Origin of the sequence: Ornithinibacter aureus (assembly GCF_009858245.1) — a bacterium.
Taxonomy (GTDB): Bacteria; Actinomycetota; Actinomycetes; order Actinomycetales; family Dermatophilaceae; genus Fodinibacter; species Fodinibacter aureus.
Genome location: NZ_VMSB01000001.1, coordinates 2,032,852 through 2,057,447, shown reverse-complemented (window position 1 = coordinate 2,057,447; position 24,596 = coordinate 2,032,852). Strand labels below are relative to the sequence as shown.

Sequence of the window (24,596 nt, the reverse complement as noted above, 5' to 3'; positions counted from 1 at the left end):
CGGGCCGGGGATGATGGTGGCCGTGAGCACCACCGAGCGGACGTCGCGCGAGGAGTTCGGCGCGATGTGGCGCCGCCAGCAGCCCTTCTGGCACGCCGCCATGGCAGTGGTCTGGGGTGCCGCGGTCGTCGTCACGCTGCTCGACGACCCCGGGCCGTGGGGGCGCGGCCCGTCGCTGGCGCTGCTCGGGCTCATGGGTGTCTCCTACGTCGCGCTCGGTCGGCGTGCGATGGCCCACGAGGACGTCCGGTTGGCGGTCGGCTACCACCTCGTCGCGTGGGGTACGTTGCTCGCGATCCAGATCATCGACCCCGACACGCAGTCCTGGCTGATGTTCTTCGTGCTGTACTCGCAGCTCTGGGCGATGCTGCCCGTACGTTGGGCCGTCGTCACCACGTTCATCGTCGTCACGGCGTTCGGGTTCGTGCGGTGGGCACAGTCCGACTTCACGACCGGCGACCTGGACATGATCATCATCTCGGCTGTGATCTCGGCCGTTCTGTCGCTGTCATTGGGGTTGTTCATCACCCGCATCGTCACCGAGGCCGAGACCCGGGCGCAGACCATCGACGAGCTGCGCGCCGCGCAGGCAGAGCTCGCTGCGTCCGAACGCGACCGCGGCGTGCACGAGGAGCGCGAGCGGCTCTCCCGCGAGATCCACGACACCCTCGCGCAGGGCTTCACCTCGGTCGTGGCGCTCTCCCGCGCGGCTGACGCGGCACTGGCCCGAGGCGACGTCGATGCGGCGCGCGACCGGTTGGCGCTCATCGAGCGCACTGCATCCGACAACCTCGACGAGGCCCGGCTGATCGTCGCGGAGCTCACGCCCGGCCACCTCCAGTCGCGCACCCTGGGAGAGGCGCTGCATCGTCTCGGGGCGGCCGTGAGCAGCGAGAACGGGCTGCGGGCCGATGTGAGAGTGACGGGGGAGCCCGTGCCGCTCGGGGGCACCGCCGAGGTGGTCATCCTGCGCACCGCCCAGGAGGCACTGTCCAACGTGCGGCGTCATGCGGGCGCCGGGCACGCTGAGCTGATCCTGACCTACGAGCACCCCGAGCAGGTCGTGCTCGAGGTGCGCGACGACGGCCGGGGCTTCGACCCGGCCGCTGCGCGATCCGGCTTCGGACTCGACGGGGTGCAGGCCCGGGCGGCCGAGGTCGGAGGGTCGGTGCGGCTGCGCAGCGAACCGGGCGCGGGCACCACCCTGCGGCTCGAGGTACCGCGGTGATCCGCCTGCTGGTCGTCGACGACCACCCCGTCGTGCGGGCCGGCATGGTCGCCGTGCTCAGCGAGGAGGCCGACTTCGAGGTGGTGGGCGAGGCCGCGAACGGCGCCGAGGCACTGGCACTGGTACCCCGAATGATGCCCGACGTCGTCCTCATGGACCTGCGGATGCCGGTCATGGACGGTGCCGACGCCACCTCACGGATCGTCGCGCAGTCTGACGCACCCCAGGTGCTCGTGCTCACGACCTACGACACCGACGCCGACATCGTGCGCGCGGTCGAGGCAGGCGCTCGTGGCTACCTGCTCAAGGACGCGCCCACCGCGGTGCTCGCCGACGCGATCCGCCGGGCTGCGCGGGGGGAAACCGTGCTCGCCCCGCCGGTGGCGGCCCGCCTGGCCGATCGGCTGCGGGCGCCCTCCCGGCCCGAGCTCACCGCGCGAGAGCTCGACGTGCTGCGCCTGGTGGCCATCGGGCTGTCGAACGGCGACATCGGCCGGGAGCTGTTCATCGGTGAGGCGACCGTGAAGACCCACCTCATCCGGGTGTTCGCCAAGCTGGAGGTGACCGACCGGACGGCTGCCGTCACGGCCGCCTACGCGCAGGGCCTGATCGACCTGCCCCGCCCATGACCCCCTACAGGGTGCCGTCGCGCACGTCGTCGACGACCTCGTCGATCTCCTCGATGACGGTCTTGGTCGCCGAGCGGTGCTTGAGGAACTCGAACACCATGGGCAGCACCGAGATGGCCACGATGAGCAGCACGGCCGCCTCGAGGTTGTCGTGCACGAAGTCGATGCCGCCGAGGAAGTACCCGAGCAGGGTGATGCCGGTCGCCCAGAGCACCGCGCCGACGGCGCTCCAGACGAAGAAGTGCCGGCGGTCCATCCGGCTGACGCCGGCGACCACGGTGATGAACGTGCGCACGATGGGCACGAACCGGCCGATGACCAGCGCCTTGGCGCCGTACTTCTCGAAGAAGTCGTGGGTCTGGTCGAAGTACTTCTTCTTGATGAACCGCCCGTCGCGCTCGTACAGCGGCGCGCCGATGGCCCGACCGATCTCGTAGCCGGTGACGTTGCCCGCGAAGGCGGCGACGCTGAGGATGGTGCAGGCCACGACGATGTTGAGGTCGATGTCACCGCGGGCGATGAACAGGCCGACCGCGAACAGCAGCGAGTCTCCGGGCAGGATCGGGAAGAGCAGCCCGCACTCGATGAAGACGATGGCCACGCTCACCCAGAAGAACTGCTCTCCGAAGCGGTCGAGGAGCCACTGGGGGTCCATCCAGTCAGGTCCGAGGGAAGGCATCACACCCTCAAGGGTAGGTCGTCCGGCGGGGCGGGGCGCCCGCACCTCGGGCGGGCGCACCCTGACATCAGGGCCACGACTACATTGAGCACCGATCCGGGCCGATCGGGACGGCCCGCACCGACAGTGAAGGAACCACCATGCCGACCACCCGTGCCGCCCGCGCCACCCGCCTGTTCGGGGCCGCCCTCACCGGGTCCGCCCTCCTCGCGCTGGCCGCCTGTGGCAGCCCCACCGACGAACCCGCAGCCTCCGCCTCGGGCGACGCCACGGCATCCGCCGCCGCGACCTGCACCCCCGAGACGATGAAGACGCTGACGGCCGGCACCCTGACGATCGGCACCGACAAGCCGGCCTACCAGCCGTGGTTCGTCGACGACGACCCCAGCAACGGCAAGGGCTACGAGTCGGCCGTGGCCTACGCGATCGCCGACGAGCTCGGGTTCGCCAAGGACAAGGTGACCTGGGTCGTCGCGCCGTTCAACACGGTCGTCGCGCCGGGCAAGAAGGCGTTCGACTTCGACGTCAACCAGGTGTCGATCAGCGACGAGCGCAAGCAGGCCGTCGACTTCTCCAGCGGCTACTACGACGTGCGCCAGGCCGTCATCACCTACAAGGGCAGCCCGATCGACGGCAAGACGACCGTGGCGGACCTCAAGGGTGCCAAGCTCGGTGCCCAGGTCGGCACCACCTCGTACGACGCTGCCAAGGACCAGGTGCAGCCGACGGCCGACGTCGCGGTCTTCGACACCAACGACCTCGCCGTGCAGGCGCTGAAGAACAAGCAGATCGACGGCATCGTCGCCGACCTGCCGACCGCGTTCTACATGACGGCCGCGCAGCTCGACGACGGCGCCATCGTCGGGCAGCTGCCGCTGCAGGGTGAGCCCGAGCAGTTCGGTGCGGTGCTCGACAAGGGCAGCCCGCTCACGGCGTGCGTCACCCAGGCGGTCGACGCCCTGCGCGAGAACGGCACGCTCGACACCCTCGTCACCACCTGGCTGTCCACCCAGGGCGCACCCGAGCTGGAGTAACAGCCGATCGTGCAGGACTCTCCGCAGCAGCCGGGGTCCACGGGGCCCACGGGGTCGACGGTGACATCCGTCGACGACCCGTGGGTCCCCTCTGCGCTGGAGCAGGAGCGCGCGGCCTACCGCTCGGCCCGCACCCGCCGCTCGGCGCTCGTCGCGACGGCCTCGACGCTCGCCATGCTGGGCGCCGTCGTCGCACTCGTCGGGAGCTCGCCCGGGTGGCCGCGCGTGAAGGAGACCTTCTTCTCCTGGGGCAAGGCGGTCGACTCCTTCCCGGCCGTGCTCGACGGGCTCTGGCTGAACATCCGCGTGATGCTCGTGTGCGCGGTGCTCATCGCGATCCTCGGGCTCACCCTGGCCGTCATGCGCACCGTGCGGGGCCCGGTGGCGTTCCCGCTGCGGCTGTTCGCCACGGCCTACGTCGACCTGTTCCGCGGGCTGCCGCTGCTGCTCGTGCTCTTCCTCCTCGGCTTCGGGGCCCCCGCGCTGCAGTTGTCGGGGGTGCCGAACTCCGCGCTGTTCTGGGGTGGGTGCGCGCTCGTGCTGTCGTACTCGGCCTACGTGGCCGAGGTGTTCCGCGCCGGCATCGAGTCGGTGCACCCCTCGCAGCGGGCGGCGGCGCGCTCGCTCGGGCTGAGTTACGGGCAGACCCTGCGGCACGTCGTGCTCCCGCAGGCGGTTCGCCGGGTGGTGCCCGCCCTGATGAACGACCTCGTCTCGTTGCAGAAGGACTCCGGCCTCATCGCCGTGCTCGGGGTCATCGACGCCATCCGCGCGGCGCAGATCGAGACGGCGAGCGACTTCAACTACACCCCGTACGTCGTCGCCGGCGCGCTCTTCGTGTGCCTGACGATCCCCATGGCGCGCTTCACCGACTGGGTGGCCCGGAGGCAGGGCTTCCACGGCGCGGGGGGTCACCTGTGAGCACCGACGTGAGGATGCCGTCATGAGCCTGCTCGCCCTCGAGGGCATCCGGAAGTCGTTCGGGAAGAACGTCGTGCTGCACGACATCGACCTCCGCGTCCAACGCGGCCAGTGCGTCGTGCTCATCGGCGCCAGCGGCTCGGGCAAGTCGACCCTGCTGCGGTGCGTGAACCTCCTCGAGGTCGTCGACGACGGCCGGATCACGCTCGACGGGGACGACATCACCGACCCGCGCATCGATGCGGATGCCGTGCGCGCCCGGATGGGCGTGGTCTTCCAGGCCTACAACCTCTTCCCCCACCTGTCGGTGATCGACAACATCACCCTGGCCCCGATCCGGGTGCACGGGGTGTCGCGGGCAGAGGCCGAGGACAAGGCCCTGGCGATGCTCGACCGGGTGGGGCTGCGCGACCGGGCGGGTGCGCGCCCCGACGACCTGTCGGGCGGGCAGCAGCAGCGGGTGGCCATCGCCCGCGCGCTCGTCAACGACCCGACCCTCATGCTCCTCGACGAGGTGACGTCGGCGCTGGACCCCGAACTCGTCGGGGAGGTGCTCGACCTGCTGCGCTCGCTCACGCAGGAGGGCATGACGATGATCCTCAACACCCACGAGATGGGTTTCGCCCGGCAGGTCGCGGACACCGTGTGCTTCCTCGACGGCGGGGTCATCCACGAGCAGGGGCCGCCCGAGCAGGTTCTCGGCGACCCGCGCCAGGAGCGCACGCGGCAGTTCCTGTCGCGCGTCCACGCGTGAGCGCGCACGATGACGGCGTGTTCTCGTACCACCTCGCCCTGCTTCCGGTGACCTCGGCCGTCGGCGCCCTGCTGCGCGCGCCGACCCCCGCGACGACGCCGGGGCTGCGCCACCTCGAGGTGCTCGCGGGGATGGATCTCGGCTCGCCCGTGCTGTCCCGCCGCCGCATGCAGGTCCGTCGCGTCGCCGTCTTCGCCCGCTGGGACGACGAGGCGGCCCTCGAGGCGTTCCTGCGCGATCACCCGCTCGGTCGCAGGCTGGATGCCGGGTGGCACGTTCGCCTGGAGTTCCTGCGCCGCTGGGGTCAGGTCGCTGCCTTCGCGGACCTGCCCGAGATCGCCGGACGATCCGATCCGCAGGAGCCGGTCGTCGCCGTGACCCTGGCCCGGATGCGCCTGCCCGAGCTCGTGCGCTTCGTGCACTGGGGCAGGCCCGTCGAGCGGCTCGTGCGCGACCACCCGGCCACCACGTTGGCGCTCGCCGCGGTGCGCCCACCACGAACGGTGTCGACGTTCTCGTTCTGGCGCACCACCCGCGAGATGACCGACATGGTGTTCGGCCGCAGCCACGTTCCCGGTGCGCAGCGGCACACCACCGCGATGGTCGAACGCGACCGGCGTGACTTCCACCACGAGTTCACGACGTTGCGCTTCCGGGCGATCTCGGAGCACGGCTCCTGGGACGGCCGTACCGGGTACGTGCCGACATGAGCACGCACGACGAGCGCGCGGAGCCCGCCGAGCCCGCCGACGTGGGGGTGGGGCCGTGGCAGGGGCCGTGGCCCGACGGGGACCACTTCGACCCCGACCTGTTGCGCGAGGGCGACCGCCGCAACGTCGCGGACCAGTACCGTTACTGGACGATGGAGGCCGTCGTGGCCGACCTCGACATCCGCCGCCACCCGTTCCACGTCGCCATCGAGAACTGGAGCCACGACTTCAACATCGGCTCGGTGGTGCGCACGGCGAACGCGTTCAACGCTGCTGCCTTCCACATCGTCGGCAAGCGCCGCTGGAACCGGCGCGGGGCGATGGTGACCGACCGGTACCAGCACGAGCACCACCACCGCGACGTCGACGACCTCGTGCGGTGGGCGAGGGGCGCGGGGACGCAGGCCGACGGCATCCCCCTCATCGGCATCGACAACCTCCCGGGCTCGGTGGCGCTGGAGACCTACGACCTGCCCCGCGAGTGCGTGCTCGTGTTCGGTCAGGAGGGGCCGGGGCTGAGCGAGCCGATGCGGGCGGCCTGCACCGCGGTGCTGCACATCGAGCAGTTCGGCTCGACCCGGTCGATCAACGCCGGGGCAGCCGCGGCGATCGCGATGCACGCGTGGGTGCGCCGGCACGTCTTCGACCAGCCCACCGGAGCCGGGTCGACCAGCGCCTCGACGCCCCGGGGGCCCGCACTCGAGTGAGCAGGACATGCCGCTGCGTCCTCGCGCCGGACGGCGTGTTGCGCTCACTCGACACCAGTGCCTGCGGAATAGGGATGCGCCCGGCACCGCTGGAGACGGGGTGAGCCCTGCCGCCCCGCCCGTCCTGTCCGTCCTCGACCTCGTGCCCGTGCGCTCCGACCAGAGCAGCGGTGACGCCATCGCGGCGACACTCGCTCTGGCCCGGGTCGCCGACGAGCACGGCTACCGGCGCTACTGGTTGGCCGAGCACCACAACATGCCTGCGGTCGCGGCGACCAACCCGCCCCTGCTCGCGGCCATGGTCGCCGGCGCGACCGGGCGGATCCGGGTCGGCTCCGGTGGGGTCATGCTGCCCAACCACGCGCCACTCGTCGTCGCCGAGCAGTTCGCCCTGCTCGAGGCAGCCTTCCCGGGGCGGGTCGACCTCGGCATCGGCCGGGCCCCAGGCACCGACCCGGTGACGTCCTGGGCGCTGCGCCACGGCGCGGGCGGGGTGGACGCGGATGCCGTCGACCGGTTCCCCGACCACGTCGACCACGTCATCGCGATGATGTCGCCCGACGGCGCCGCCCTTCGGCTGGCGACCGGTGACCACGTGCTGAGGGCCACCCCCCGGGCCACCTCCGTCCCGACGATCTGGCTGCTCGGCTCCTCCGACTACTCGGCCCGCCTCGCTGCGTCCCGTGGCCTGCCCTACGTCTTCGCCCACCATTTCTCCGGGCGCGGAACGGCCGAGGCGCTGGCGCTGTACCGGGGGCACTACGAACCGTCGGCCGACCACCCCGAGCCCCGTACCTTCCTCACCGTCAACGCCGTCGTCGCGGCGACGACCGAGGAGGCGCGCCGCCTCGCCCTGCCGAACATCCGCTCCATGGTCGCCCTGCGCACCGGCCAGCCCCTGCGGGCGTCCCAGCTCGTCGAGGCCGCCGAGGCCGACGTCCCCGCGCCCGGGCACCAGCCGCTGATCGACGACATGCTGCACCGCTGGGTCATCGGCTCACCGGGGGAGGCCGCGGCCAGGATCACCGCGCTGGCGGCCGAGCACGGGGTGGACGAGGTCATGGTCAGCCCTGTGGCCGGGGCGTTCGCGGGTACGCCCGCGGACCGGGCACCGGCCCGCGAGGAGACGTTGCGCCTGCTCGCGGGTGCGCTGTGACCGGCAGGCGCAGGAGGGCCACCGCCCCCACCACCAGCACGGGCCACCACCAGTGCACGCCGTCCGCGCCGACGATGCCCTTGGCGGCCATGAAGCCGAGCCCCCCGCAGGCGAGCACGGTGACGAGCACCGGCAGCCACACCGGCGGAGCGGGTGAGTCGTCGCGCCGCGGGGTCTCGAACCGGCCGAGCACGGCGATGAACACCAAGGTCACGAGCCCGAGCACGGCCCACCACAGCGGCCGGGTCGCCCACCACGTCCCGGTCATCGGGGTGACGCCGAGCCCTGGCCCGCCGAGCAGCAGCGAGAGCCCGATGACGAGCACCATCGCCGTGAGGTGCCACAGGTAGAGCGTCATGATGCGGGTGTTGAGCAGCACGGTCGCCGACCAGGCGCGCGGCTGCTGCAACCACCGCGCCAGCACCGGTTCGAGGGACAGCACCAGCCCGGCCTGGAGCAGGCCGAGGAACCCCAGCGTCACCCGGGTCGGGTAGGAGTTGTTCACGGCTGCCCCGTCGAGCCCGATCATCGACACGGGGTAGGGGCCGGCCCACACCAGCCCCACGACGCCGACGAGCCCGACGGCGGCCAGGCCCAGCCGCCGACCCGTGCCGGCCAACCGGCCGTCGAGCCAGGCGTACCCGAGCTGGTGCACCGTCGCCCACACGACGACGTAGTTGGCGAAGCCGATGGCCAGCGTGTCGGTGCCGATGCTCACGAGGTCGACCAGGCACCCCACCACCAGCCCGCCGACGATGCTGGCCCACCCGAACCGCTCCCACAGCCAGAGCGTGGCGGGGGCGACCGCGCAGACGACGACGTACGCGGCGAGGAACCACGTTGGCACCAGGGCCACCTGGGATGCCGTGCGCAGGGTCGCGGCCGGCACCCCTGCCGCGTGGGCCACGACCACGGCGAGCAGCCAAACCGGCAGGAGTGGGACCACCGGTGTGAGGAGCCGCTGTAGTCGCGCCCGCAACCACCCGGCATACGACAGGTGCTTCGCCCGAGCCGAGCGCCACGACAAGCCGTTGGCGTAGCCGCCGACGAGGAAGAACACCGGCATGACCTGGAACACCCAGGTGAGGGGGTGGGTCCACGGGGCGAGCTCGAGGAGGTGGCCGATCTCGAGCTCACCGTCGCGGACGACGACGGCCGCCATTAGCCAGTGGCCGAGCACCACGACGACGATGGCCGCGGCCCGGAGGAGGTCGACCACCCGGTTGCGGGTGGTGGGGGTGGCGGCGGCGAGATCACGCACGGTGGACAGGTCCATGCCTCACACCCTGACGCGTCCGGTGGTGGCCGCGCGTGAGTACGCAGACCCAACGCCGACGCGCGGTGCGGCCGAAACCGTGGTGCGCGGACGGCATCCGATGGCGTGCAATGGGCCCATGACACCCGACGACCTGCTCGCACGGTTCCATTCCCAAGTGCGCCTGGCCGACCGGGACGCCGCGCCGGGCTTCGTCGTCGAGCGCGACGGCCCGGTGCACCGCACGTACCCTCCCGAGCCGGCGGCCCTCGGTGCCATGGTCGAGTGCCCCGAGGGCCTCGGTGACGACCCCGACGCCTGGATCGCCCGGCAGGTGGAGTTCTTCGCAGGTCGCGGCCAACGACTGGAGTGGAAGACCTACGGCTACGACGAACCGGCCGACCTCCCGGCCCGGCTCGAGAGGGTCGGGTTCGTGCCCGAGGACCCCGAGGTCGTGCTCCTCGGGCAGTGCGCCGACCTCGTGCACGACGTCGAGCTGCCCTTCGGGGTTCGGCTGCACGAACCGGCCACCGACGAGGACTGGGCGCGGGTTCGCACCCTGCTCACGCAGGTGTGGGGCGAGCACGGGGTGGACATCGCGGACAGCCTGCGCGAGGAGCAGCAGGCCCGTCCCGACCTCATGGCCACGAAGGTCGTCGAGGAGGTCGCCACGGGGGCCGTGGTCTCGTACGCGGTGCTGCGGATGACCGAGGGCACGCAGTTCTGTGGCCTGTGGGGTGGCTCGACCCTGCCGTCGTGGCGACGTCGCGGGCTGTACCGCGCCCTGGTCAGCCACCGCGCGTCGATGGCCCTCGAGCGTGGCTACACCCTGGCCCGGGTCGACACCTCACCCGACTCACGCCCGATCCTGCTCAGGCTCGGTCTGCGCCCGGTCGCCGACACCCGCCCCTACGTGCTCTCGGACTCGTAGGGCCCGGCCGGTGTGCCGGACGCCGCCCTACCGCCGGGTACGGACGTCCCTGTGTGGGGCGACGGCATCCGTGGAAGGATCGGTCTCGTACCGGCCCCGTCACAACCCCCTGAGGAGATCGCCGTGCCCATCGCAACGCCCGAGATCTACGCCGACATGCTCGACCGCGCCAAGGCTGGCTCGTTCGCGTACCCGGCCATCAACATCACGTCGAGCCAGACGGTGACCGCGGCGATCCGTGGCTTCGCCGAGGCCGGCTCCGACGGCATCATCCAGGTCTCCACGGGCGGCGCCGAGTACGCCTCCGGGTCGACGATCAAGAACATGGTGGCCGGTTCGCTCGCCCTCGCGGCGTACGCCGAGGAGGTCGCCAAGCACTACCCGGTGAACATCGCCCTGCACACCGACCACTGCCCCAAGGACAAGCTCGACGGCTTCGTGCGCCCGCTCATCGCGGCCTCCACCGAGCGCGTCAAGGCCGGCGGTCTGCCGATCTTCCAGAGCCACATGTGGGACGGCTCGGCCGTGCCGCTCGAGGAGAACCTCCAGATCGCCCAGGAGCTGCTCGCCCTCACGGCGGCCGCCAACATCATCCTCGAGGTCGAGATCGGCGTCGTCGGTGGCGAGGAGGACGGTGTCGCCAACGAGATCAACGACCAGCTCTACACGACCACCGAGGACGCCCTGAAGACCGTCGAGGCCCTCGGGCTCGGTGAGAAGGGTCGCTACATGGCGGCGCTGACCTTCGGCAACGTGCACGGCGTCTACAAGCCGGGCAACGTCAAGCTGCGCCCCGAGATCCTCAAGGAGTGCCAGGACGCCATCATCGCCGCCCACGGCAGCGCGGCCGGCTCCAAGCCCCTCGACCTCGTCTTCCACGGCGGGTCCGGCTCGCTGCCCGAGGAGATCGCCGCCGCGGTCGACTATGGCGTCGTGAAGATGAATGTCGACACCGACACGCAGTACGCCTTCACCCGTCCCGTCGCGAACTGGATGTTCAAGAACTACGACGGCGTCCTGAAGATCGACGGCGAGGTCGGCAACAAGAAGCAGTACGACCCCCGCGCCTGGGGCAAGGAGGCCGAGGCCGGCATGGCTGCTCGCGTCGTCGAGGCCTGCCAGAACCTGCGCTCGGCGGGCACCCACCAGGCCTGACCCTCTGGCCCTGACCACCAGTCGAGAGTAGACAACACGCCGTCCCGGGTACGCCCGAGACGGCGTGTTGTCTACTCTCGACCGCAGCCCCACCTACCGAAGGATGCCCCCACCCATGAGTTCCGACCTGCTGGGAATCCCGCCGACGCACCTGCCTGACGACCCGGCATCCGCCGCCCTGGACATGGGGGTGGCACCCGACCAGGTGGCTGCGGCCAACCCGACGTCGTCGCTGGCGTGGGCGGTGCTCGCCGAGGACGCGTTCGCCGACGGCCACGTCATCGAGTCGTACGCCTACGCCCGCACCGGCTACCACCGCGGCCTCGACGCGCTGCGCCGCTCGGGCTGGCGCGGTCAGGGCCCGGTGCCGTGGGAGCACGAGCCGAACCGCGGCTTCCTGCGGGCCCTCGCGGCCCTGTCGCGGGCGGCCGGGGCCATCGGCGAGGAGGAGGAGCGCCACCGGTGCTCCGAGTTCCTGCGCGCCTCGAGTGCCACGGGCGCCCGAGAGCTGGGGCTCTGACCCCTTGGCCCCCGACGCGTCGGCGAGCGACGGGGGGCTGCTCCTCGTCCTGGAGGAGCAGCTGCGGCGCGAGCACGAGCGCATCGAGGCGCGCCGGGCCGACCTCGCGACCACCCGAGACCTGCTCTCGCGGGTCACGAGTCGTGCGCTCGGTGCCCGCGCCCGAGCCGTCGAGGTCATCGACGACGCCCATGCCCCCTCGGTCGTCAGCGCCCTGCTCGCCGACACGACGGGACTGCTGCGCAACTACGTGCTGACCGTCGCCGAGGGACCGGCGCTCGACGCGGTCACGATGCAGGCCAACGTCGACCGCATCCGGCGGGGGTCGCCGCAGCGGGCCCTGTACCCGGCGGCGGTGCTGGATGCCGTGGACGGGGGACGCTGGATGGCGCAGTGGGCGCAGGTCGGGGAGGAGCAGCGCGTGCTGCCCACGACCGAGACCGAGTTCGCCGTGTTCGGCTCGACCGCGGTCGTGGCGCTCGCGGCATGGGACGACCCGTCGCGGGGGTACGCGATCATCCGCGACCCGCTCGTCATCCGGCTCTACAGCGCCTACTTCGACCTGGCGTGGGCCTCGGCGGTGCCGGTCGCCGCGCTGTCGGGAGCTGCGGGTGTGGGGGGCGCCGGGGGTGCCGGTGGTGCCGGTGGCGCCGGGGACGCGCCGCTCGTCGAGCTTCTCGAGCTGGGCCTGAAGGACGAGGCGATCGCGCGCCACCTCGGGGTGAGCCTGCGCACCGTTCGCCGGCACATCGCCGCGCTCATGGAGGTCAACGGGGTGGACACCCGCTTCCAGCTCGGTGCGGCCCTGGCTCGGCAGCAGCGGGGAGTCTCGCGGTAGGGTGCGGTGAACGAGGCCCCGGAGCGTAGGCGCGAGGGGCCTTCCGCGCGTCGAGGGCATCTGGCTCCGGCGCACGTCCGGAAGGAGTCGGCATGCCGGCGATCGTGCTGGTCGGAGCCCAGTGGGGCGATGAGGGCAAGGGCAAGGCGACCGACCTGATGGGCGGTGACGTCGACTACGTCGTGAAGTTCAACGGTGGCAACAACGCCGGCCACACCGTCGTCATCGAGGGGCCGGACGGCACGCGGGAGAAGTACGCGCTCCACCTGCTGCCCAGCGGCATCCTCACTCCGACGGTGACGCCCGTCATCGGCAACGGCGTCGTCGTCGACCTCGAGGTGCTCTTCCAGGAACTCGACGGGCTCGAGGCCCGCGGTGTCGACACCTCGCGCCTGGTCATCTCGGCCAACGCGCACGTCATCGCGCCGTACAACCGCACCCTCGACAAGGTGACCGAACGCTTCCTCGGCGCCCGCCGGATCGGCACGACCGGCCGGGGCATCGGCCCGACCTACGCCGACAAGATGAACCGCATCGGCATCCGCGTCCAGGACATCTTCGACGAGGGGATCCTGCGCCAGAAGGTCGAGGCGGCGCTGGCGTTCAAGAACCAGGTGCTCGCCAAGATCTACAACACCCGCTCGGTCGAGGCCGACCGGGTCGTCGAGGAGCTGCTCGGCTACCGCGAGCGGCTCTGGCCCATGGTGTGCGACACCTCCCTGGTGCTGGAGAAGGCGCTGGACGCCGGGGCGAACGTGTTGCTGGAGGCCGGCCAGGCGACCCTGCTCGACGTCGACCACGGCACGTACCCGTTCGTCACGTCGTCGTCCGCCACCTCAGGTGGGGCGTGCACCGGGTCCGGCATCCCGCCGACCCGGGTGTCGCGGGTGATCGCGATCCTCAAGGCGTACACGACCCGCGTCGGTGAGGGCCCGTTCCCGACCGAGCTCTTCGACGACGACGGCGAGACGCTGCGCAAGGTCGGCGCCGAGTACGGCACGACGACCGGCCGCCCCCGCCGCTGCGGCTGGCTCGACGTCGTCATCGGGCGCTACGCCAACCGGATCAACGGCGTCACCGACTTCGTCATCACCAAGCTCGACGTGCTCACCGGTTTCGACAAGGTGCCGATCTGTGTCGCCTACGAGGTCGACGGGGTCCGGCACGACGAGATGCCGGTCAACCAGAGCGACTTCCACCACGCCAAGCCCGTCTACGAGGTGCTCGACGGCTGGTGGGAGGACATCTCGGGGTGCCGCACCTTCGAGGAGCTTCCCGCCAACGCGCAGGCCTACGTGCTGCGGGTCGAGGAGCTCATCGGGGCTCGCGTCTCGGCGATCGGCGTCGGCCCGGGCCGTCACGAGATCATCCAGCGCCACGCCCTCCTGGACTGACTGTGAGGATCGACAGCGCAGCCTGATCGTGCTGGGCTGTGGTCGACTGCTTCGGGTGTGACTCTTGGCCTGACTGGCTTTGTGCCTTTGACCGGACTTGTCCGCTCGGGGTGGTCGGCCCCGGCCCGGTCGGAGTTTGACTGGCCTGATCAGGAGCTTGACCGCCGGCGTTCGCAGCGTCGGCGTGTCCCGTCACAGTCCTGCCGTGACTCCTCCCGGACCGGACCCTTCGTCCGCTCCAGAGCATCGGGAGGAACGCAATGAACAGTTTGTCCGAGATCGTCGAGGTCGTCATCGGCGTCGACACCCACGTCGAGACCCACACCGCCGCGGTCGTCGACGCCAGAACTGGTGCGGTGCTCGATGAGCTGACCGTGCACACCACCCCGCAGGGTTACCAGGACCTGGTCGACCTCGCTGACGCGCACAGCGCGTTGCGGGTATGGGCCATCGAGGGCACCGGTGGTCACGGCGCCGGCCTGGTCCGACACCTGGGCCGCGCCGAGGAAGTGGTCGTCGAGCTGGACCGGCCCGAACGCACCAAGCGGCGCCACGGTGCCAAGTCCGACCTGTTGGACGCGGTCCGCGCCGCCCGCGAGGCGCTGGCCCGCCCGAAGCTGGGTACCCCGCGCGCTGGTGGGGACCGTCAGGCACTGTCGGTGCTGCTGGCCGCCCGCCGCTCCGCCGTGGACGCCTCCACTGTGGCGCAACGGCAGCTGTTCTCGTTGGTCATCGCCGCCCCCGAGCACCTGCGTACCAAGCTGCGCGGGCGCAAGCTGCCCGAGATGGTGCGGGTCGCCGCTCGGCTGCGCATCCAGAGCAACTGGGACCGCGAGTCCGCCGCGACCGCGACCACGCTGCGGACCCTGGCCCGACGCACCCAGGCCCTGACCATCGAGGCCGCCGACCTGGAGAAGCAGATCCTGGCCATCGTCCGCTCCTGGCGCCCGGACTTGCTCGACCAGCCCGGTATCGGCCCGATCGTCGCCGCGACAGTGCTGTGCGCGTGGTCCCACCCTGGGCGGATCCACACCGAGGCCGGATTCGCGATGCTCGCCGGCGTCGCCCCGATCCCCGCCAACAGCGGTCAGGTCACCACCCGGTACCGGCTCAACCGCCACGGTGACCGCCAGCTCAACCGGGCGCTGCACACCATCGTGCTGGTCCGCCAGCGCTACCACGAACCCACCAAGGCCTACACCGACCGGCGCACCACACAGGGCAAGACCCCACGCGAGATCCGCCGCTGCCTCAAGCGCTACATCGCCCGCGACCTCTACCGAATCCTCGAACATCACCCATCAACGGCTTGACAACCCATAGGAGCGTCCCCGCCGGACGGCCCTCCTTGGGTTTATCGGGTGACCCGATAAACCGCGACTTCACTGGACAAGGGTTGTCGGGTGGAGTGGGGCGTTATCGGGTGACCCGATAAACCGCGGATGCTGGGTGGGCCGGATGCCGTTGGGCAGGGTGCGCGTCCCCCTCACCGCGCTGTCAGGCGGGGCGCAGGACGTGCATCCGGTGGGCCGCGCGTGTCAGCACGACGTAGAGCACGCGCACCCCGCCGGGTGACTCGGCGGTGATGCCGTCGGGGTCGACCACGACCGTGGCGTCCCACTCCAGGCCCTTGGTCGACAGCGGGTCGATGACCTGCACCCGCCCGCCGCCACTGCCGTCGAGAGCAGCGACCTGCTCGACCCAGCGGCCCGCGGCGATGACCGCGATCGAGCCGTCGACCTCCGCGAGTAGCTGCTCCACGGCATCCGCTGCCGCCTGCGCCATCGAGCCGTCTGCTCCGTCGACCAGCCGGTCGACGGGGTCGACGTCGGTCTCGCGCACCGCATCCGGGATGTCGGCGTCGGGCACGAGGGGGAGGATGACGTCGCGGGCGTAGTCGAAGATCTCGCGGGCGTTGCGGTAGTTGGTGTCCATGTGGAAGGCCTGGCGCACCTGCCCGGAGAAGGCCTCGTCGCGGGCCCGACCGGCCTCGGCGAGGTCGCCCCACGACGCCTGCGCGGCATCCCCGACGACGGTCCACGAGGCCGAGCGCCCACGGCGGGCGAGCATCCGCCACTGCATGGGGGAGAGGTCCTGGGCCTCGTCGACGAGCACGTGCGCGTACCAGGACGACCGCTCGATGCGGCCCATCATGAGGCGGGCGCGGGCGTCGGCCGGCGTGACGATGCCGACCTGCGAGTTCGTCGTCACCCGGCGGTCGATCCCGGCGCGCACGTCCTGCACGCCGTAGGCCGCGAGGTTGTCGAGCTCCTCGATGTCGTAGAAGCCGACGTCCTCGCGCTCGACGACCTGCACCGCGGCCAGGCGGGCCACGAGGTCGTCGACGAGGGCCGCATCGGCCACCGACCAGGAGCCGTGGGCCAAGGCGTCCCGGTACGACGCGGCCAGGGCGGCAGCCTCCTCGTGCTCGAGCACCCCGCGGCTGACCTCGTAGGCGTACTCGGTGTCGGCGAGGCCGAGCAGGAGCTCGCGCGGGTCGAGCGGACGCCACCACGCGGCGACGAAGTCGTCGACGTCGCGCGATCCCTCGAACGCCTCGAGGAAGGCATCGCGCTCACCGACCCGCACCGAGCGCCAGGCGGCCTCCGCGAGGGCCATGCGTGCGGCATCCGCCGCGAGGTTGTGCTGGTGGCCGCGCAGCACGTCGGAGCGGACCCGGCGCAGGACGGGCTCGTCGAGGCGGACGGCATGCCCGGCGATGAAGGCACGCAACGTCGTGGGCGCCCCGGCGGGCGTTCGGGAGGCGAGGCGTGCGAGCAGGCGGCGGATGCGCAGCGAGCCCTTAATGGCGGCGACCTCGGGGCTGTCGAGGCGGGTGGCGGTCATGCCGTCGACGACGTCGCCGAGGGCCCGCAGTGCCACCGACTCCTCACCCAGGCTCGGCAGGACGCGCTCGATGTAGGCGGTGTAGGCGGCCGACGGGCCCACGACGAGGATGCCGCCGCTCTCGAACCGGCGCCGCTCGGAGTAGAGCAGGTAGGCGGCGCGGTGCAGCGCCACGACGGTCTTGCCGGTGCCGGGGCCGCCGGTGATCTCGGTGACGCCGCGCGAGGGGGCCCGGATCGCCTCGTCCTGGTGGCGCTGGATGGTCGCGACGATGTCGCGCATCTGGCGGCCGCGGGTGCGCGTGAGGGCCGCCATCAGCGCGCCGTCACCGAGGACGACGAGGTCGTCGGGGGCGGCGGGCACCATGAGGTCGTCCTCCGCGCCGACCACCGTGGCGCCGGAGCAGCGCAGCACGCGCCGGCGCACGACGCCCATCGGGTCGACGGGGGTGGCGCGGTAGAAGGCGGATGCCGCGGGGGCGCGCCAGTCGACGACGAGCGGTTCGTAGTCGTCGTCGCGAACCCCGAGTCGGCCGATGTAGCGCACCTCGCGCTCGGCGGCGGTGGACTGCTCGGTGCCGAGGTCGAGCCGGCCGAACACCAGGCCCTCGTACTGCTTGTCGATCATCGAGCGCCGGCGGGCGGCGGCGTAGACCAGCGCGTCGCGCTCGAACAACCCGGTCATCTCCTCGTCGCGCACGTCACCGGTGCGCGAGGTGCGACCGCGGGCCAGGCCGTCGGCCTCGACGTCGGCCGCGCGCCGACTGGCCTTCTCGAGCTCGGCGTAGACCCGGTCGACGTGGGCCTGCTCGAGGGCGAGCTCGGCGGCGACGTCGGGAACGGCCGCGGCGGCCGCGGCGTCGTTGGTCGTGGCCACGTCGGCGGCTGCGGCCGCGTCGGGGACGTCGGACGTGGTCTCGGACGTGCTGTCGGGCGCCGTGGGTCGGGCGGTCACGAGGTGAGCTCTCCTGGCTGGGCTGCTGGTACTGCTGGTGCACGTGGCGCGAGCCACGGAACTCACCAGTCTAGCCGCGCGGACCGGGCAGGGCCTGCGAGCGGTCGTACCTCTAGATTGGGCGCGTGAAGGTTCTCGTCGTCGGGTCCGGGGCCCGCGAACACGCCATCGTCCGCTCCCTGCGCCTCGACCCGTCGGTCGACGAGGTCGTCGCAGCCCCGGGCAACCCCGGCATCGCCGACCTCGCGCGCTGTGTCGCCCTGCCGGGTGAGGTCACCGACGCCGACGCCGTGGTGTCCCTGGCTGTCGAGACCGGGGTCGATCTCGTCGTCATCGGGCCGGAGGCGCCCCTGGTCGCGGGCGTGGCGGATGCCGTTCGCGCCGCCGGCATCGCGTGCTTCGGGCCGTCGGCGCGGGCGGCCATGCTCGAGGGGAGCAAGGCCTTCGCCAAGGCGGTCATGTCGTCGGCGGAGGTTCCGACCGGTCTGGCGCACGTGTGCACGACCATGGAGGAGGTCGCTGACGCCCTCGACGCCCTCGGGGCCCCGCACGTCGTCAAGGACGACGGGCTGGCCGCCGGCAAGGGGGTCGTCGTCACCGAGGACCGGGCGCAGGCGCTGGACCACGCCCGTGAGTGCCTGGACAAGCCCGACGGCGCGGTGGTCATCGAGGAGTACCTCTCCGGGCCCGAGGTCTCGCTGTTCTGCCTGTGCGACGGGGTGAGCGTGGTTCCGCTCAGCCCTGCGCAGGACTTCAAGCGCGTCGGTGACGGGGATGCCGGGCCCAACACCGGCGGGATGGGCGCGTACAGCCCACTCGGGTGGGCCCCTGACGGGCTCGTCGACGACGTCGTGCGCCGCGTGGCCCAGCCGGTCATCGACGAGATGGCGCTCCGGGGAACCCCGTTCGTCGGGGTGCTCTTCATCGGGTTGGCCCTGACCCCGCGCGGGCCGCGGGTCATCGAGTTCAACGCACGGTTCGGCGACCCCGAGACCCAGGTCGTGCTGACCCGGCTGCTGACCCCGCTCGGAGGGCTGCTGCTCGCTGCGGCAACGGGCCGCCTCGAGGAGGTGCCGCCGCTTCGGTGGTCGCCTGAGCACGCGGTCACCGTGGTCGTGGCTGCGCAGAGCTACCCGGGGGCGCCGCGCACCGGTGACCTGATCACCGGGTTGCCGGAGGGTGCTGCGGACGATGACGACGACGATGACGGTGACGACGAGGCGCACGGTGGGCGGACGGCATACGTGCTGCATGCCGGCACGGCCCGCGACGCCGATGGTCGGCTCATCTCCGCCGGTGGGAGGGTGTTGTCGGTCGTCGCCACCGGTGACACCTTGGCCGTGGCACGCGAGCGGGCCTATGCCGCCGTCGCAGGCATCGACCTGCTGGGCTCGCACCACCGCACCGACATCGCCCTGCTCGCCGAGCGCGGCGAGATCACCATCTGACTCGAGCCGTACCTGACTGACCAATAGGTCACTGTGGGTACGGGCGGTGCGGGCCGGGGCTGTACCTGGAGTGACCTATTGGTCGATCTGGGTACGGGCGGTGCGGGCCGGGGCGTACCTGGAGTGACCTATTGGTCGATCTGGGTACGGGTGGTGTCAGTTCAGGCGGCGGGTGCCCTCCGGCAGCGCGCCACCGTTGACGGCATCCGCCGTGAAGTCCTGTAGCGCAGTCAGGGCGACGTTCTGGCTCCACGGGCCGAACGACACCCGCGCCACCCCGAGCCGTTCGAGGGTGGCGAGCGGCGGAGTCCCGGGCACGGCGATGAGGGTGACCTTGCGCTCGCCGAGGCCCGCCACCAGGGCGGCGACGGTGGCCTCGTCGAGCAGGCCGGGCACGAAGACGGTCGAGGCGCCAGCGTCCAGGTAGGCCCGGCCGCGCTCGACGGCGTCGGCCAGCACGGACTCCGGGCTGCGGCCGCCGGGGCGGAGGAAGGCATCCGTGCGCGCGTTGAGGACGAACGGGATGCCGGCCCGCTCACCCGCCGCGACGGCCTGCGCAACGGCGCGAACGGCATCCGGAAGGGGCTTGAGCTGGTCCTCGAGGTTGGCCCCGACGATGCCGACGTCGATGGCGCGGGCGATCGTGCCGCCCGGGTCGCCGTAGCCGGCTTCGAGGTCGGCGGTCACCGGCAGGTCGACGGCGGCGGCGATGCCGCCGACGGCCTCGATCATCAGGTCGCGGGGGATCTGCTCGCCGTCGGGGTAGCCGTACGCGGCGGCGATCGAGTGGCTGGCCGTCGCGAGGGCGCGGGTTCCGGGCACGCCGGCGACGGTGCGGGCGCTGATGACGTCCCAGGTGTTGACGAGGACGAGGAGGTCGGGTTCGGCGTGCAGTCGCTGCAGCTCGGTGGCCCGCTCGAGGATGCTCATTGGTGGACCTTACCCGGAAGGGCGGCGGTGCGGGGTGCGGCGATCGTGGCGACGAGGGCGAGGGTGGCGCCGACGGCCATGAGCGCGGCGAAGGTCGCTCCGTCGGTGCTGGCGCCGCGGATGGCGACGACGGCGCCCACGAGCGCTGTCTGGGCCGCGACCCCCGTCGACACGGCGAGGCCCTGCGCCGCGCTCACGCGGCCGTGCTCGGATGCCGGGGCGAGCGAGAGCAGCTGGGTCGAGACCGTGGGGGAGAGGATGCCCATGCCCAGGGCTGCCACGGCCCCGTGGGTCTGGACGAGCATGAGCGGTATGACGCCGCCGACCGCGGTGAAGGCTGCGGCGATGAGCAGGCGGATCGCGATGACGGCCGGCACCCCGCGGTGCAGGCGGGCCGTGCCTGGCGGCAGGTCCCGGGCTGCCCCGACGATGACGAGCAGGCTCCGGTGCCGATGACGGCGATTCCGGCCGGGCGGGTGGCTGGTTGCGAGAGCAGCGGTGCGGCGAACGTGGTCACGGCCAGGCCGGCTGCGAGGAGGAGGGCGGCCACCGGGATCGGTGCTCGCGGCGTCGGCAGGGCGGGTTTCTGACCCGGGCCCTCGCTTTCGTCCGGCGCGCCCGGCGACGTGGTCGGTGGGGCAGACGCCGTGCCGGACGTCCTGGCGAGGGCGGGACGCATCAGCGCGTAGGCGAGCGGGGCGACGAGCAGCGGGCCGAGGAAGACCACCCGCCAGCCGGCGAGCGCGTCAAGCCCACCGGCGAGGCTGGGGCCGAGCAGCGAGGGCAGGATCCACGCGACGGCGAACGTCGCGAACACCTTGGCGCGCAGGTGTTCGGGCGGCGCCTGGGCCACGAGCACCATGAGCGAGGTGTCGATGAGCGCCTCGGCCGCGCCGGACACCGCCCGCCCTGCGACGAAGACCGCCATCGTCGGCGCGAGGGCGCTCACGGCCTGAGCGAGGACGAACAGGCCCAGGCCCCAGTGCAGGACGGGGCGCGGGCCGACCCGGTCGGTCCAGGTGCCAGACCACGCCATGGCCACGGTGAAGGTGACGAGCGGTGCTCCGGTCGATGCGCCGAACAGTGCCCACCCGTCGAGCTCGCGCACCACCGTCGGCAGGATCGTCATCACGGCGCGGTTCTCGAAGGCGGCCAGGGTGACGAGCGCGATGATGCCGATGACCACGGGCAGGTGCTCGCGGTCGAGCAGCCGCACCGGGGAGTCGGCGGAGGCCTCGGAGGTGAGGCGTGGGGAGGTGGGGGGCGCTGGGACGCGCGTGGACGGCATCCGGCAAGCCTTGAACCTCAAGCGCACTTGAGGTCAAGTCGGGCTACAGTGGTGGCACACGTTGCTCACCCGGCGGATCGAGGCGATGACGACCGTGCGCGACGGCCTGGCCTCGTGCATCGGCTGCGGGTGCCTGTCGCTGCGTTCGTGCCCGGTCTACAACCACGACGACGAACTGGCCGGCGACGGTTCGGGCGCGCAGCGCTGGCCGGATGCCGCCCGCGGCGAGGGTGCTTGACACCACAACGTTCACCTTCGCCCCACAACGGTTGTGGTGCGAAGGTGAAGGTCCTGGCACCGGGCGAGAACGTTCCGCGGGGTGGCTGGAAGAATCAGCGCCATGCCCGACGAGACCGTGCCCCTGACCCTGCCCGGCTACGCCCACGTGTACTCCGGCAAGGTGCGCGACCTCTACGCACCGGTCGACCCGGCATCCGGCCAGCCACGTGGTGACCAGCTGCTGCTCGTCGCGTCCGACCGCATCTCGGCGTTCGACTTCATCCTCGACAGCCCCATCCCCGACAAGGGCGAGGTGCTGACCCGGCTGTCGCTGTGGTGGTTCAGCCAGCTCGAGGACCTCGTGGCGAACCACGTCATCTCCACGGACGTCCCGGATGCCGTGCGCGGCCGGGCCGTGCTCGTCGAGCGTCTTGAGATGCTCCCCGTCGAGTGCGTCGCCCGTGCCTACCTCACCGGCGGAGGGCTGGGGGAGTACACCGCGACCGGTGCCGTGAGCGGCATCGCCCTGCCGGCGGGGCTGGTCGACGGTGATCGGCTGCCCGGGCCGATCTTCACGCCGTCGACCAAGGCGCCCATGGGTGAGCACGACGAGCCGATCCCGTTCTCAGCCGTCGAGGCCGAGATCGGCTCCGACCTCGCGGCCCGGGTGCGCGACCTCACCGTGGCAATCCTCAAGCGTGGCAACGAGGTCGCCGCAGCGCGTGGCATCCTGCTCGCCGACACCAAGGTCGAGTTCGGCCTGCGTGGTGACGAGGTCGTGCTCGCCGACGAGGTGCTCACCCCCGACTCGTCGCGGTTCTGGCCGGCCGACCAGTGGGAGCCCGGCCACCCGCAGCCCAGCTTCGACAAGCAGTTCGTGCGCGAGTGGCTGACGTCCCCGGCATCCGGGTGGTCGAAGAGCTCGGGTGAGGCGCCTCCTGCGCTGCCCGAGGACGTCGTCGCGCAGACCCGTGCGAAGTACGTCGAGGCCTTCGAGCGGCTCACCGGCGAGACCTTCTGAGCAGGCAGGTGGAGCCGGTCAGGCCCCGGCGAGCCAGTCGCTGAAGGTGCGGGGGTCGGCCGGGACGGCGCCCCGGGGGAGCAGCCCTTCGCGCAGCCCGGCCATCGGGACCGGGAGCCGGACCACGCGCACCCCCGGATGCCGGGTGCGCGCCACCGCGCGAGCCATCACCACCGCGTCGTGCCGCTCCGGGCCGGCGAGCTGGCGCACCTCTGGCCGAGGGCTGGGAGGTGAGCCGGACGGGGGACCGGACTCGACGGCATCCACGACGAAGGCTGCCGCCGCGGCGGGGTGCACGGGTTGCAGGCGCATGCCCGGCACGATGGCGACCAGCCCCACCCTGAGCTGCGACAGGAAGGTCTCGGCGAGGCTGAACCACGCCGTCGTGCGGGCGAGGGTCACTGGCACCGACCCTGCGGCGTACGTCTCCTCCTGGGCGGCCTTGCCGGCGTAGTACCCGGTGGCGCGGCGCACGTCGGGGTCGGTGACGTTGACGACCGACAAGCAGACGATGTGGGGCACTCCTGCCCTGGCGGCAGCCGTCGCGACGTTCGTGGCCGCCCCCTCGAAGAAGGTGACCGCCGTCCGCTTCGACATCGTCACCACGTTGAGGCAGTCGACGACGGTGTCCGCCCCTGCCAGCGCGGCGTCGAGACCGACGCCGGTGCTCACGTCGACCCCCGTGGCCCGCGAGGCCACGACGACGTCATGGCTGCGGTCGCGCAGGAGCCCGGAGACCGCGGCGCCCATCGCGCCCGTGCCGCCCAGCACCACGACTCGACTCACCATGGCTCCTCCAGGTCGCGTCACGTTCGCGGGCCAGCCTTCCACGGCCGCGGCGGTCGAGGTGATGCCGCTCGCGGATCCGTGCACCTGGGACTCGATTCCGCAGGGCGTGCTGCCGGGTCGAGGTGATACCGCTCGCGGATCCGTGCACCTGGGGCTCGACTCACGTCGCCCCCTCGATCTCGCGCTGGACCATGGCGGTCCACTGCACCATGGCCACATCAGCAGCGGCGCGGTTCCCGGTGACGGCCACCTCGAAGAGCAGGCCGCGCGCCATGGCCAGTGACTGCAGCGCCAGGGTTCCCGCCCGCTCCGGTGGCACCCCGAGGTCGAGGTAGGACTGGCGGATCGCGTCGGTCCAGCCGGTGCGCAGCCACGTGCGCAGCCCGGCCGCGTGCGGCACGCCCCGCATCGCGTGCGTCGACAGCTCGAAGAACAGCGGCGCGAACACCTCGGCACGGTCGGCCACCCGGGTCCAGAACGCCGCACCGGCCTCGAACGGGTCGTCGTGGGTGGCCGCGAGGTCGAGGAGCGCGGCGTGCTCACCGGCCTCGACCGCCTCGACGACGGCGCCGAGCAGGCCTTCGCGGGAGCCGAAGTGGTAGATGAGCATCCGGTGGCTCGTACCGATGCCGGTCGCGAGCGTGCGCAGGCTGGTATCGCCGACACCGTGCTGCGCGAACCACTCCACGACCTTCCCGAGCAGCTCCTCGCGCGGGCCGGCAGGGGTCTCAGGCACCGGCGTCCGCCATGGCCGTGGCGTCGAGCGCCTCGGCCTCCCGGGTGACGTAGTCGGTGCTCATGCGGCCCAGTGCCAGGCGCAGCAGCGGCGCCAGCAGCCCCGACCACTCGATGCCGAGCTCGATCGTGGTGCGGCCGTCCGCTGCGGGTCTCAGGGTGTGGGTGCCCACTGAGCGGATGCCGGGGCTGGTCGACTCCCAGGTGAAGGAACGGCCCTCCTCGCGCCCGGTGATCGTCCAGACGGCGGTGGGCAGGCCGGGCTGCTTCACGGTGTAGGACGCGCCCACCTCGTCCGGGCGGTCGGGCTCGCGCGGGGTGACGGCATCCACCGTCGGTAGCCAGTCCGCCCAGTGGCGGACGTCGGACATGACCGCCCACAGCCGGTCGGCGGGGGCGCTGCTCTCTCGGGTCACACTGATCATGTACCAGATGGTACACGAGTCGGACCCCC

The 24,596-nt window shown here is 72.0% G+C and carries 26 protein-coding genes; 17 read left to right on the top strand and 9 right to left on the bottom strand.

Annotated elements, in window-relative coordinates:
* Window positions 1–22 precede the first annotated feature (22 nt).
* Both C8E84_RS09820 and C8E84_RS09815 read left to right on the top strand, forming a co-directional pair.
* On the top strand, window positions 23–1,228 hold the full coding sequence (locus tag C8E84_RS09820; protein WP_159901682.1) for a sensor histidine kinase: 1,206 nt from the start codon (window positions 23–25) through the stop codon (window positions 1,226–1,228).
* Window positions 1,225–1,857, top strand: a complete 633-nt coding sequence (locus C8E84_RS09815; protein WP_159901680.1) for a response regulator — start codon at window positions 1,225–1,227, stop codon at window positions 1,855–1,857. The genes C8E84_RS09820 and C8E84_RS09815 overlap by 4 nt, the downstream gene beginning before the upstream one ends.
* A gap of 4 nt (window positions 1,858–1,861) precedes the next feature.
* Here the strand turns inward: C8E84_RS09815 and C8E84_RS09810 are convergent, their stop codons facing one another.
* Window positions 1,862–2,536: a DedA family protein gene (locus tag C8E84_RS09810; protein ID WP_159901678.1), complete on the bottom strand. Its 675-nt coding sequence runs from the start codon at window positions 2,534–2,536 to the stop codon at window positions 1,862–1,864.
* Between the two features lie 140 nt (window positions 2,537–2,676).
* On the opposite strand from C8E84_RS09810, the gene C8E84_RS09805 reads away from it, so the two are divergent.
* The 6 genes from C8E84_RS09805 (at window position 2,677) to C8E84_RS09780 (ending at window position 7,818) form a co-directional block, all read left to right on the top strand.
* Window positions 2,677–3,570 carry an ABC transporter substrate-binding protein gene (locus tag C8E84_RS09805; RefSeq protein ID WP_159901676.1) on the top strand — a complete coding sequence of 298 codons (894 nt, stop codon included), beginning with the start codon at window positions 2,677–2,679 and terminating at the stop codon, window positions 3,568–3,570.
* Between the two features lie 60 nt (window positions 3,571–3,630).
* Window positions 3,631–4,491 carry an amino acid ABC transporter permease gene (locus C8E84_RS09800; RefSeq protein ID WP_211675465.1) on the top strand — a complete coding sequence of 287 codons (861 nt, stop codon included), beginning with the start codon at window positions 3,631–3,633 and terminating at the stop codon, window positions 4,489–4,491.
* Window positions 4,492–4,513: 22 nt separating this feature from the next.
* Entirely contained in the window at window positions 4,514–5,245 is a 732-nt protein-coding gene (locus C8E84_RS09795) for an amino acid ABC transporter ATP-binding protein (protein ID WP_159901672.1), read from the top strand.
* A 17-nt stretch (window positions 5,246–5,262) separates the two neighbouring features.
* The gene (locus C8E84_RS09790) at window positions 5,263–5,955 is read left to right on the top strand and encodes a hypothetical protein (RefSeq protein WP_159901670.1); all 693 of its coding nucleotides are present in this window, start codon (window positions 5,263–5,265) and stop codon (window positions 5,953–5,955) included.
* Window positions 5,952–6,662 carry a TrmH family RNA methyltransferase gene (locus C8E84_RS09785; protein ID WP_159901668.1) on the top strand — a complete coding sequence of 237 codons (711 nt, stop codon included), beginning with the start codon at window positions 5,952–5,954 and terminating at the stop codon, window positions 6,660–6,662. Before C8E84_RS09790 ends, C8E84_RS09785 begins: the two co-directional genes overlap by 4 nt.
* 100 nt (window positions 6,663–6,762) lie before the next feature.
* On the top strand, window positions 6,763–7,818 hold the full coding sequence (locus C8E84_RS09780) for an LLM class flavin-dependent oxidoreductase (RefSeq protein ID WP_246196876.1): 1,056 nt from the start codon (window positions 6,763–6,765) through the stop codon (window positions 7,816–7,818).
* On the opposite strand, the gene C8E84_RS09775 is transcribed toward C8E84_RS09780, so the two are convergent.
* Window positions 7,727–9,094, bottom strand: a complete 1,368-nt coding sequence (locus tag C8E84_RS09775; protein ID WP_159901664.1) for an acyltransferase family protein — start codon at window positions 9,092–9,094, stop codon at window positions 7,727–7,729. The genes C8E84_RS09780 and C8E84_RS09775 overlap by 92 nt on opposite strands.
* 118 nt (window positions 9,095–9,212) lie before the next feature.
* Between C8E84_RS09775 and C8E84_RS09770 the strand changes: the two genes are divergently transcribed.
* The 6 genes from C8E84_RS09770 (at window position 9,213) to C8E84_RS09745 (ending at window position 15,224) form a co-directional block, all read left to right on the top strand.
* The gene (locus C8E84_RS09770; protein WP_159901662.1) at window positions 9,213–10,004 is read left to right on the top strand and encodes a GNAT family N-acetyltransferase; all 792 of its coding nucleotides are present in this window, start codon (window positions 9,213–9,215) and stop codon (window positions 10,002–10,004) included.
* Between the two features lie 123 nt (window positions 10,005–10,127).
* Window positions 10,128–11,159, top strand: coding sequence for a class II fructose-bisphosphate aldolase (fbaA, locus tag C8E84_RS09765; protein WP_159901660.1), 1,032 nt, complete (start codon window positions 10,128–10,130; stop codon window positions 11,157–11,159).
* Between the two features lie 115 nt (window positions 11,160–11,274).
* The gene (locus tag C8E84_RS09760) at window positions 11,275–11,679 is read left to right on the top strand and encodes a DUF3151 domain-containing protein (RefSeq protein WP_159901658.1); all 405 of its coding nucleotides are present in this window, start codon (window positions 11,275–11,277) and stop codon (window positions 11,677–11,679) included.
* Between the two features lie 4 nt (window positions 11,680–11,683).
* The gene (locus C8E84_RS17810; protein WP_211675463.1) at window positions 11,684–12,517 is read left to right on the top strand and encodes a DUF6879 family protein; all 834 of its coding nucleotides are present in this window, start codon (window positions 11,684–11,686) and stop codon (window positions 12,515–12,517) included.
* Window positions 12,518–12,609: 92 nt separating this feature from the next.
* The gene (locus C8E84_RS09750) at window positions 12,610–13,911 is read left to right on the top strand and encodes an adenylosuccinate synthase (RefSeq protein ID WP_159901656.1); all 1,302 of its coding nucleotides are present in this window, start codon (window positions 12,610–12,612) and stop codon (window positions 13,909–13,911) included.
* Window positions 13,912–14,171: 260 nt separating this feature from the next.
* Entirely contained in the window at window positions 14,172–15,224 is a 1,053-nt protein-coding gene (locus C8E84_RS09745; RefSeq protein ID WP_159901255.1) for an IS110 family RNA-guided transposase, read from the top strand.
* Between the two features lie 184 nt (window positions 15,225–15,408).
* Here C8E84_RS09745 and C8E84_RS09740 read toward each other — a convergent pair whose 3' ends face one another.
* Complete coding sequence (locus C8E84_RS09740; protein ID WP_159904708.1) at window positions 15,409–17,634, bottom strand: HelD family protein; 2,226 nt, start codon at window positions 17,632–17,634, stop codon at window positions 15,409–15,411.
* A 203-nt stretch (window positions 17,635–17,837) separates the two neighbouring features.
* Between C8E84_RS09740 and purD the strand changes: the two genes are divergently transcribed.
* Window positions 17,838–19,160 carry a phosphoribosylamine--glycine ligase gene (gene purD, locus C8E84_RS09735; RefSeq protein WP_159901654.1) on the top strand — a complete coding sequence of 441 codons (1,323 nt, stop codon included), beginning with the start codon at window positions 17,838–17,840 and terminating at the stop codon, window positions 19,158–19,160.
* A gap of 156 nt (window positions 19,161–19,316) precedes the next feature.
* Here the strand turns inward: purD and C8E84_RS09730 are convergent, their stop codons facing one another.
* The 3 genes from C8E84_RS09730 to C8E84_RS09720 are packed head-to-tail and all read right to left on the bottom strand — an operon-like array spanning window position 19,317 to window position 21,378.
* Entirely contained in the window at window positions 19,317–20,090 is a 774-nt protein-coding gene (locus C8E84_RS09730; protein ID WP_159901652.1) for an isocitrate lyase/PEP mutase family protein, read from the bottom strand.
* Window positions 20,087–20,287: a hypothetical protein gene (locus tag C8E84_RS09725; protein WP_159901650.1), complete on the bottom strand. Its 201-nt coding sequence runs from the start codon at window positions 20,285–20,287 to the stop codon at window positions 20,087–20,089. Before C8E84_RS09725 ends, C8E84_RS09730 begins: the two co-directional genes overlap by 4 nt.
* Entirely contained in the window at window positions 20,284–21,378 is a 1,095-nt protein-coding gene (locus C8E84_RS09720; protein ID WP_159901648.1) for an MFS transporter, read from the bottom strand. The genes C8E84_RS09725 and C8E84_RS09720 overlap by 4 nt, the downstream gene beginning before the upstream one ends.
* A gap of 85 nt (window positions 21,379–21,463) precedes the next feature.
* On the opposite strand from C8E84_RS09720, the gene C8E84_RS09715 reads away from it, so the two are divergent.
* Together C8E84_RS09715 and C8E84_RS09710 are read left to right on the top strand one after the other, a co-directional pair.
* Window positions 21,464–21,616, top strand: coding sequence for a MerR family transcriptional regulator (locus C8E84_RS09715; RefSeq protein ID WP_211675462.1), 153 nt, complete (start codon window positions 21,464–21,466; stop codon window positions 21,614–21,616).
* A 102-nt stretch (window positions 21,617–21,718) separates the two neighbouring features.
* On the top strand, window positions 21,719–22,618 hold the full coding sequence (locus C8E84_RS09710; protein WP_159901646.1) for a phosphoribosylaminoimidazolesuccinocarboxamide synthase: 900 nt from the start codon (window positions 21,719–21,721) through the stop codon (window positions 22,616–22,618).
* Between the two features lie 18 nt (window positions 22,619–22,636).
* On the opposite strand, the gene C8E84_RS09705 is transcribed toward C8E84_RS09710, so the two are convergent.
* The 3 genes from C8E84_RS09705 to C8E84_RS09695 form a co-directional block, all read right to left on the bottom strand.
* Window positions 22,637–23,404: an SDR family oxidoreductase gene (locus C8E84_RS09705; protein ID WP_159901644.1), complete on the bottom strand. Its 768-nt coding sequence runs from the start codon at window positions 23,402–23,404 to the stop codon at window positions 22,637–22,639.
* A gap of 163 nt (window positions 23,405–23,567) precedes the next feature.
* Window positions 23,568–24,143 carry a TetR/AcrR family transcriptional regulator gene (locus C8E84_RS09700; RefSeq protein ID WP_159901642.1) on the bottom strand — a complete coding sequence of 192 codons (576 nt, stop codon included), beginning with the start codon at window positions 24,141–24,143 and terminating at the stop codon, window positions 23,568–23,570.
* The gene (locus C8E84_RS09695; protein ID WP_159901640.1) at window positions 24,136–24,567 is read right to left on the bottom strand and encodes an SRPBCC family protein; all 432 of its coding nucleotides are present in this window, start codon (window positions 24,565–24,567) and stop codon (window positions 24,136–24,138) included. Before C8E84_RS09695 ends, C8E84_RS09700 begins: the two co-directional genes overlap by 8 nt.
* Between the last annotated feature and the right edge of the window lie 29 nt (window positions 24,568–24,596).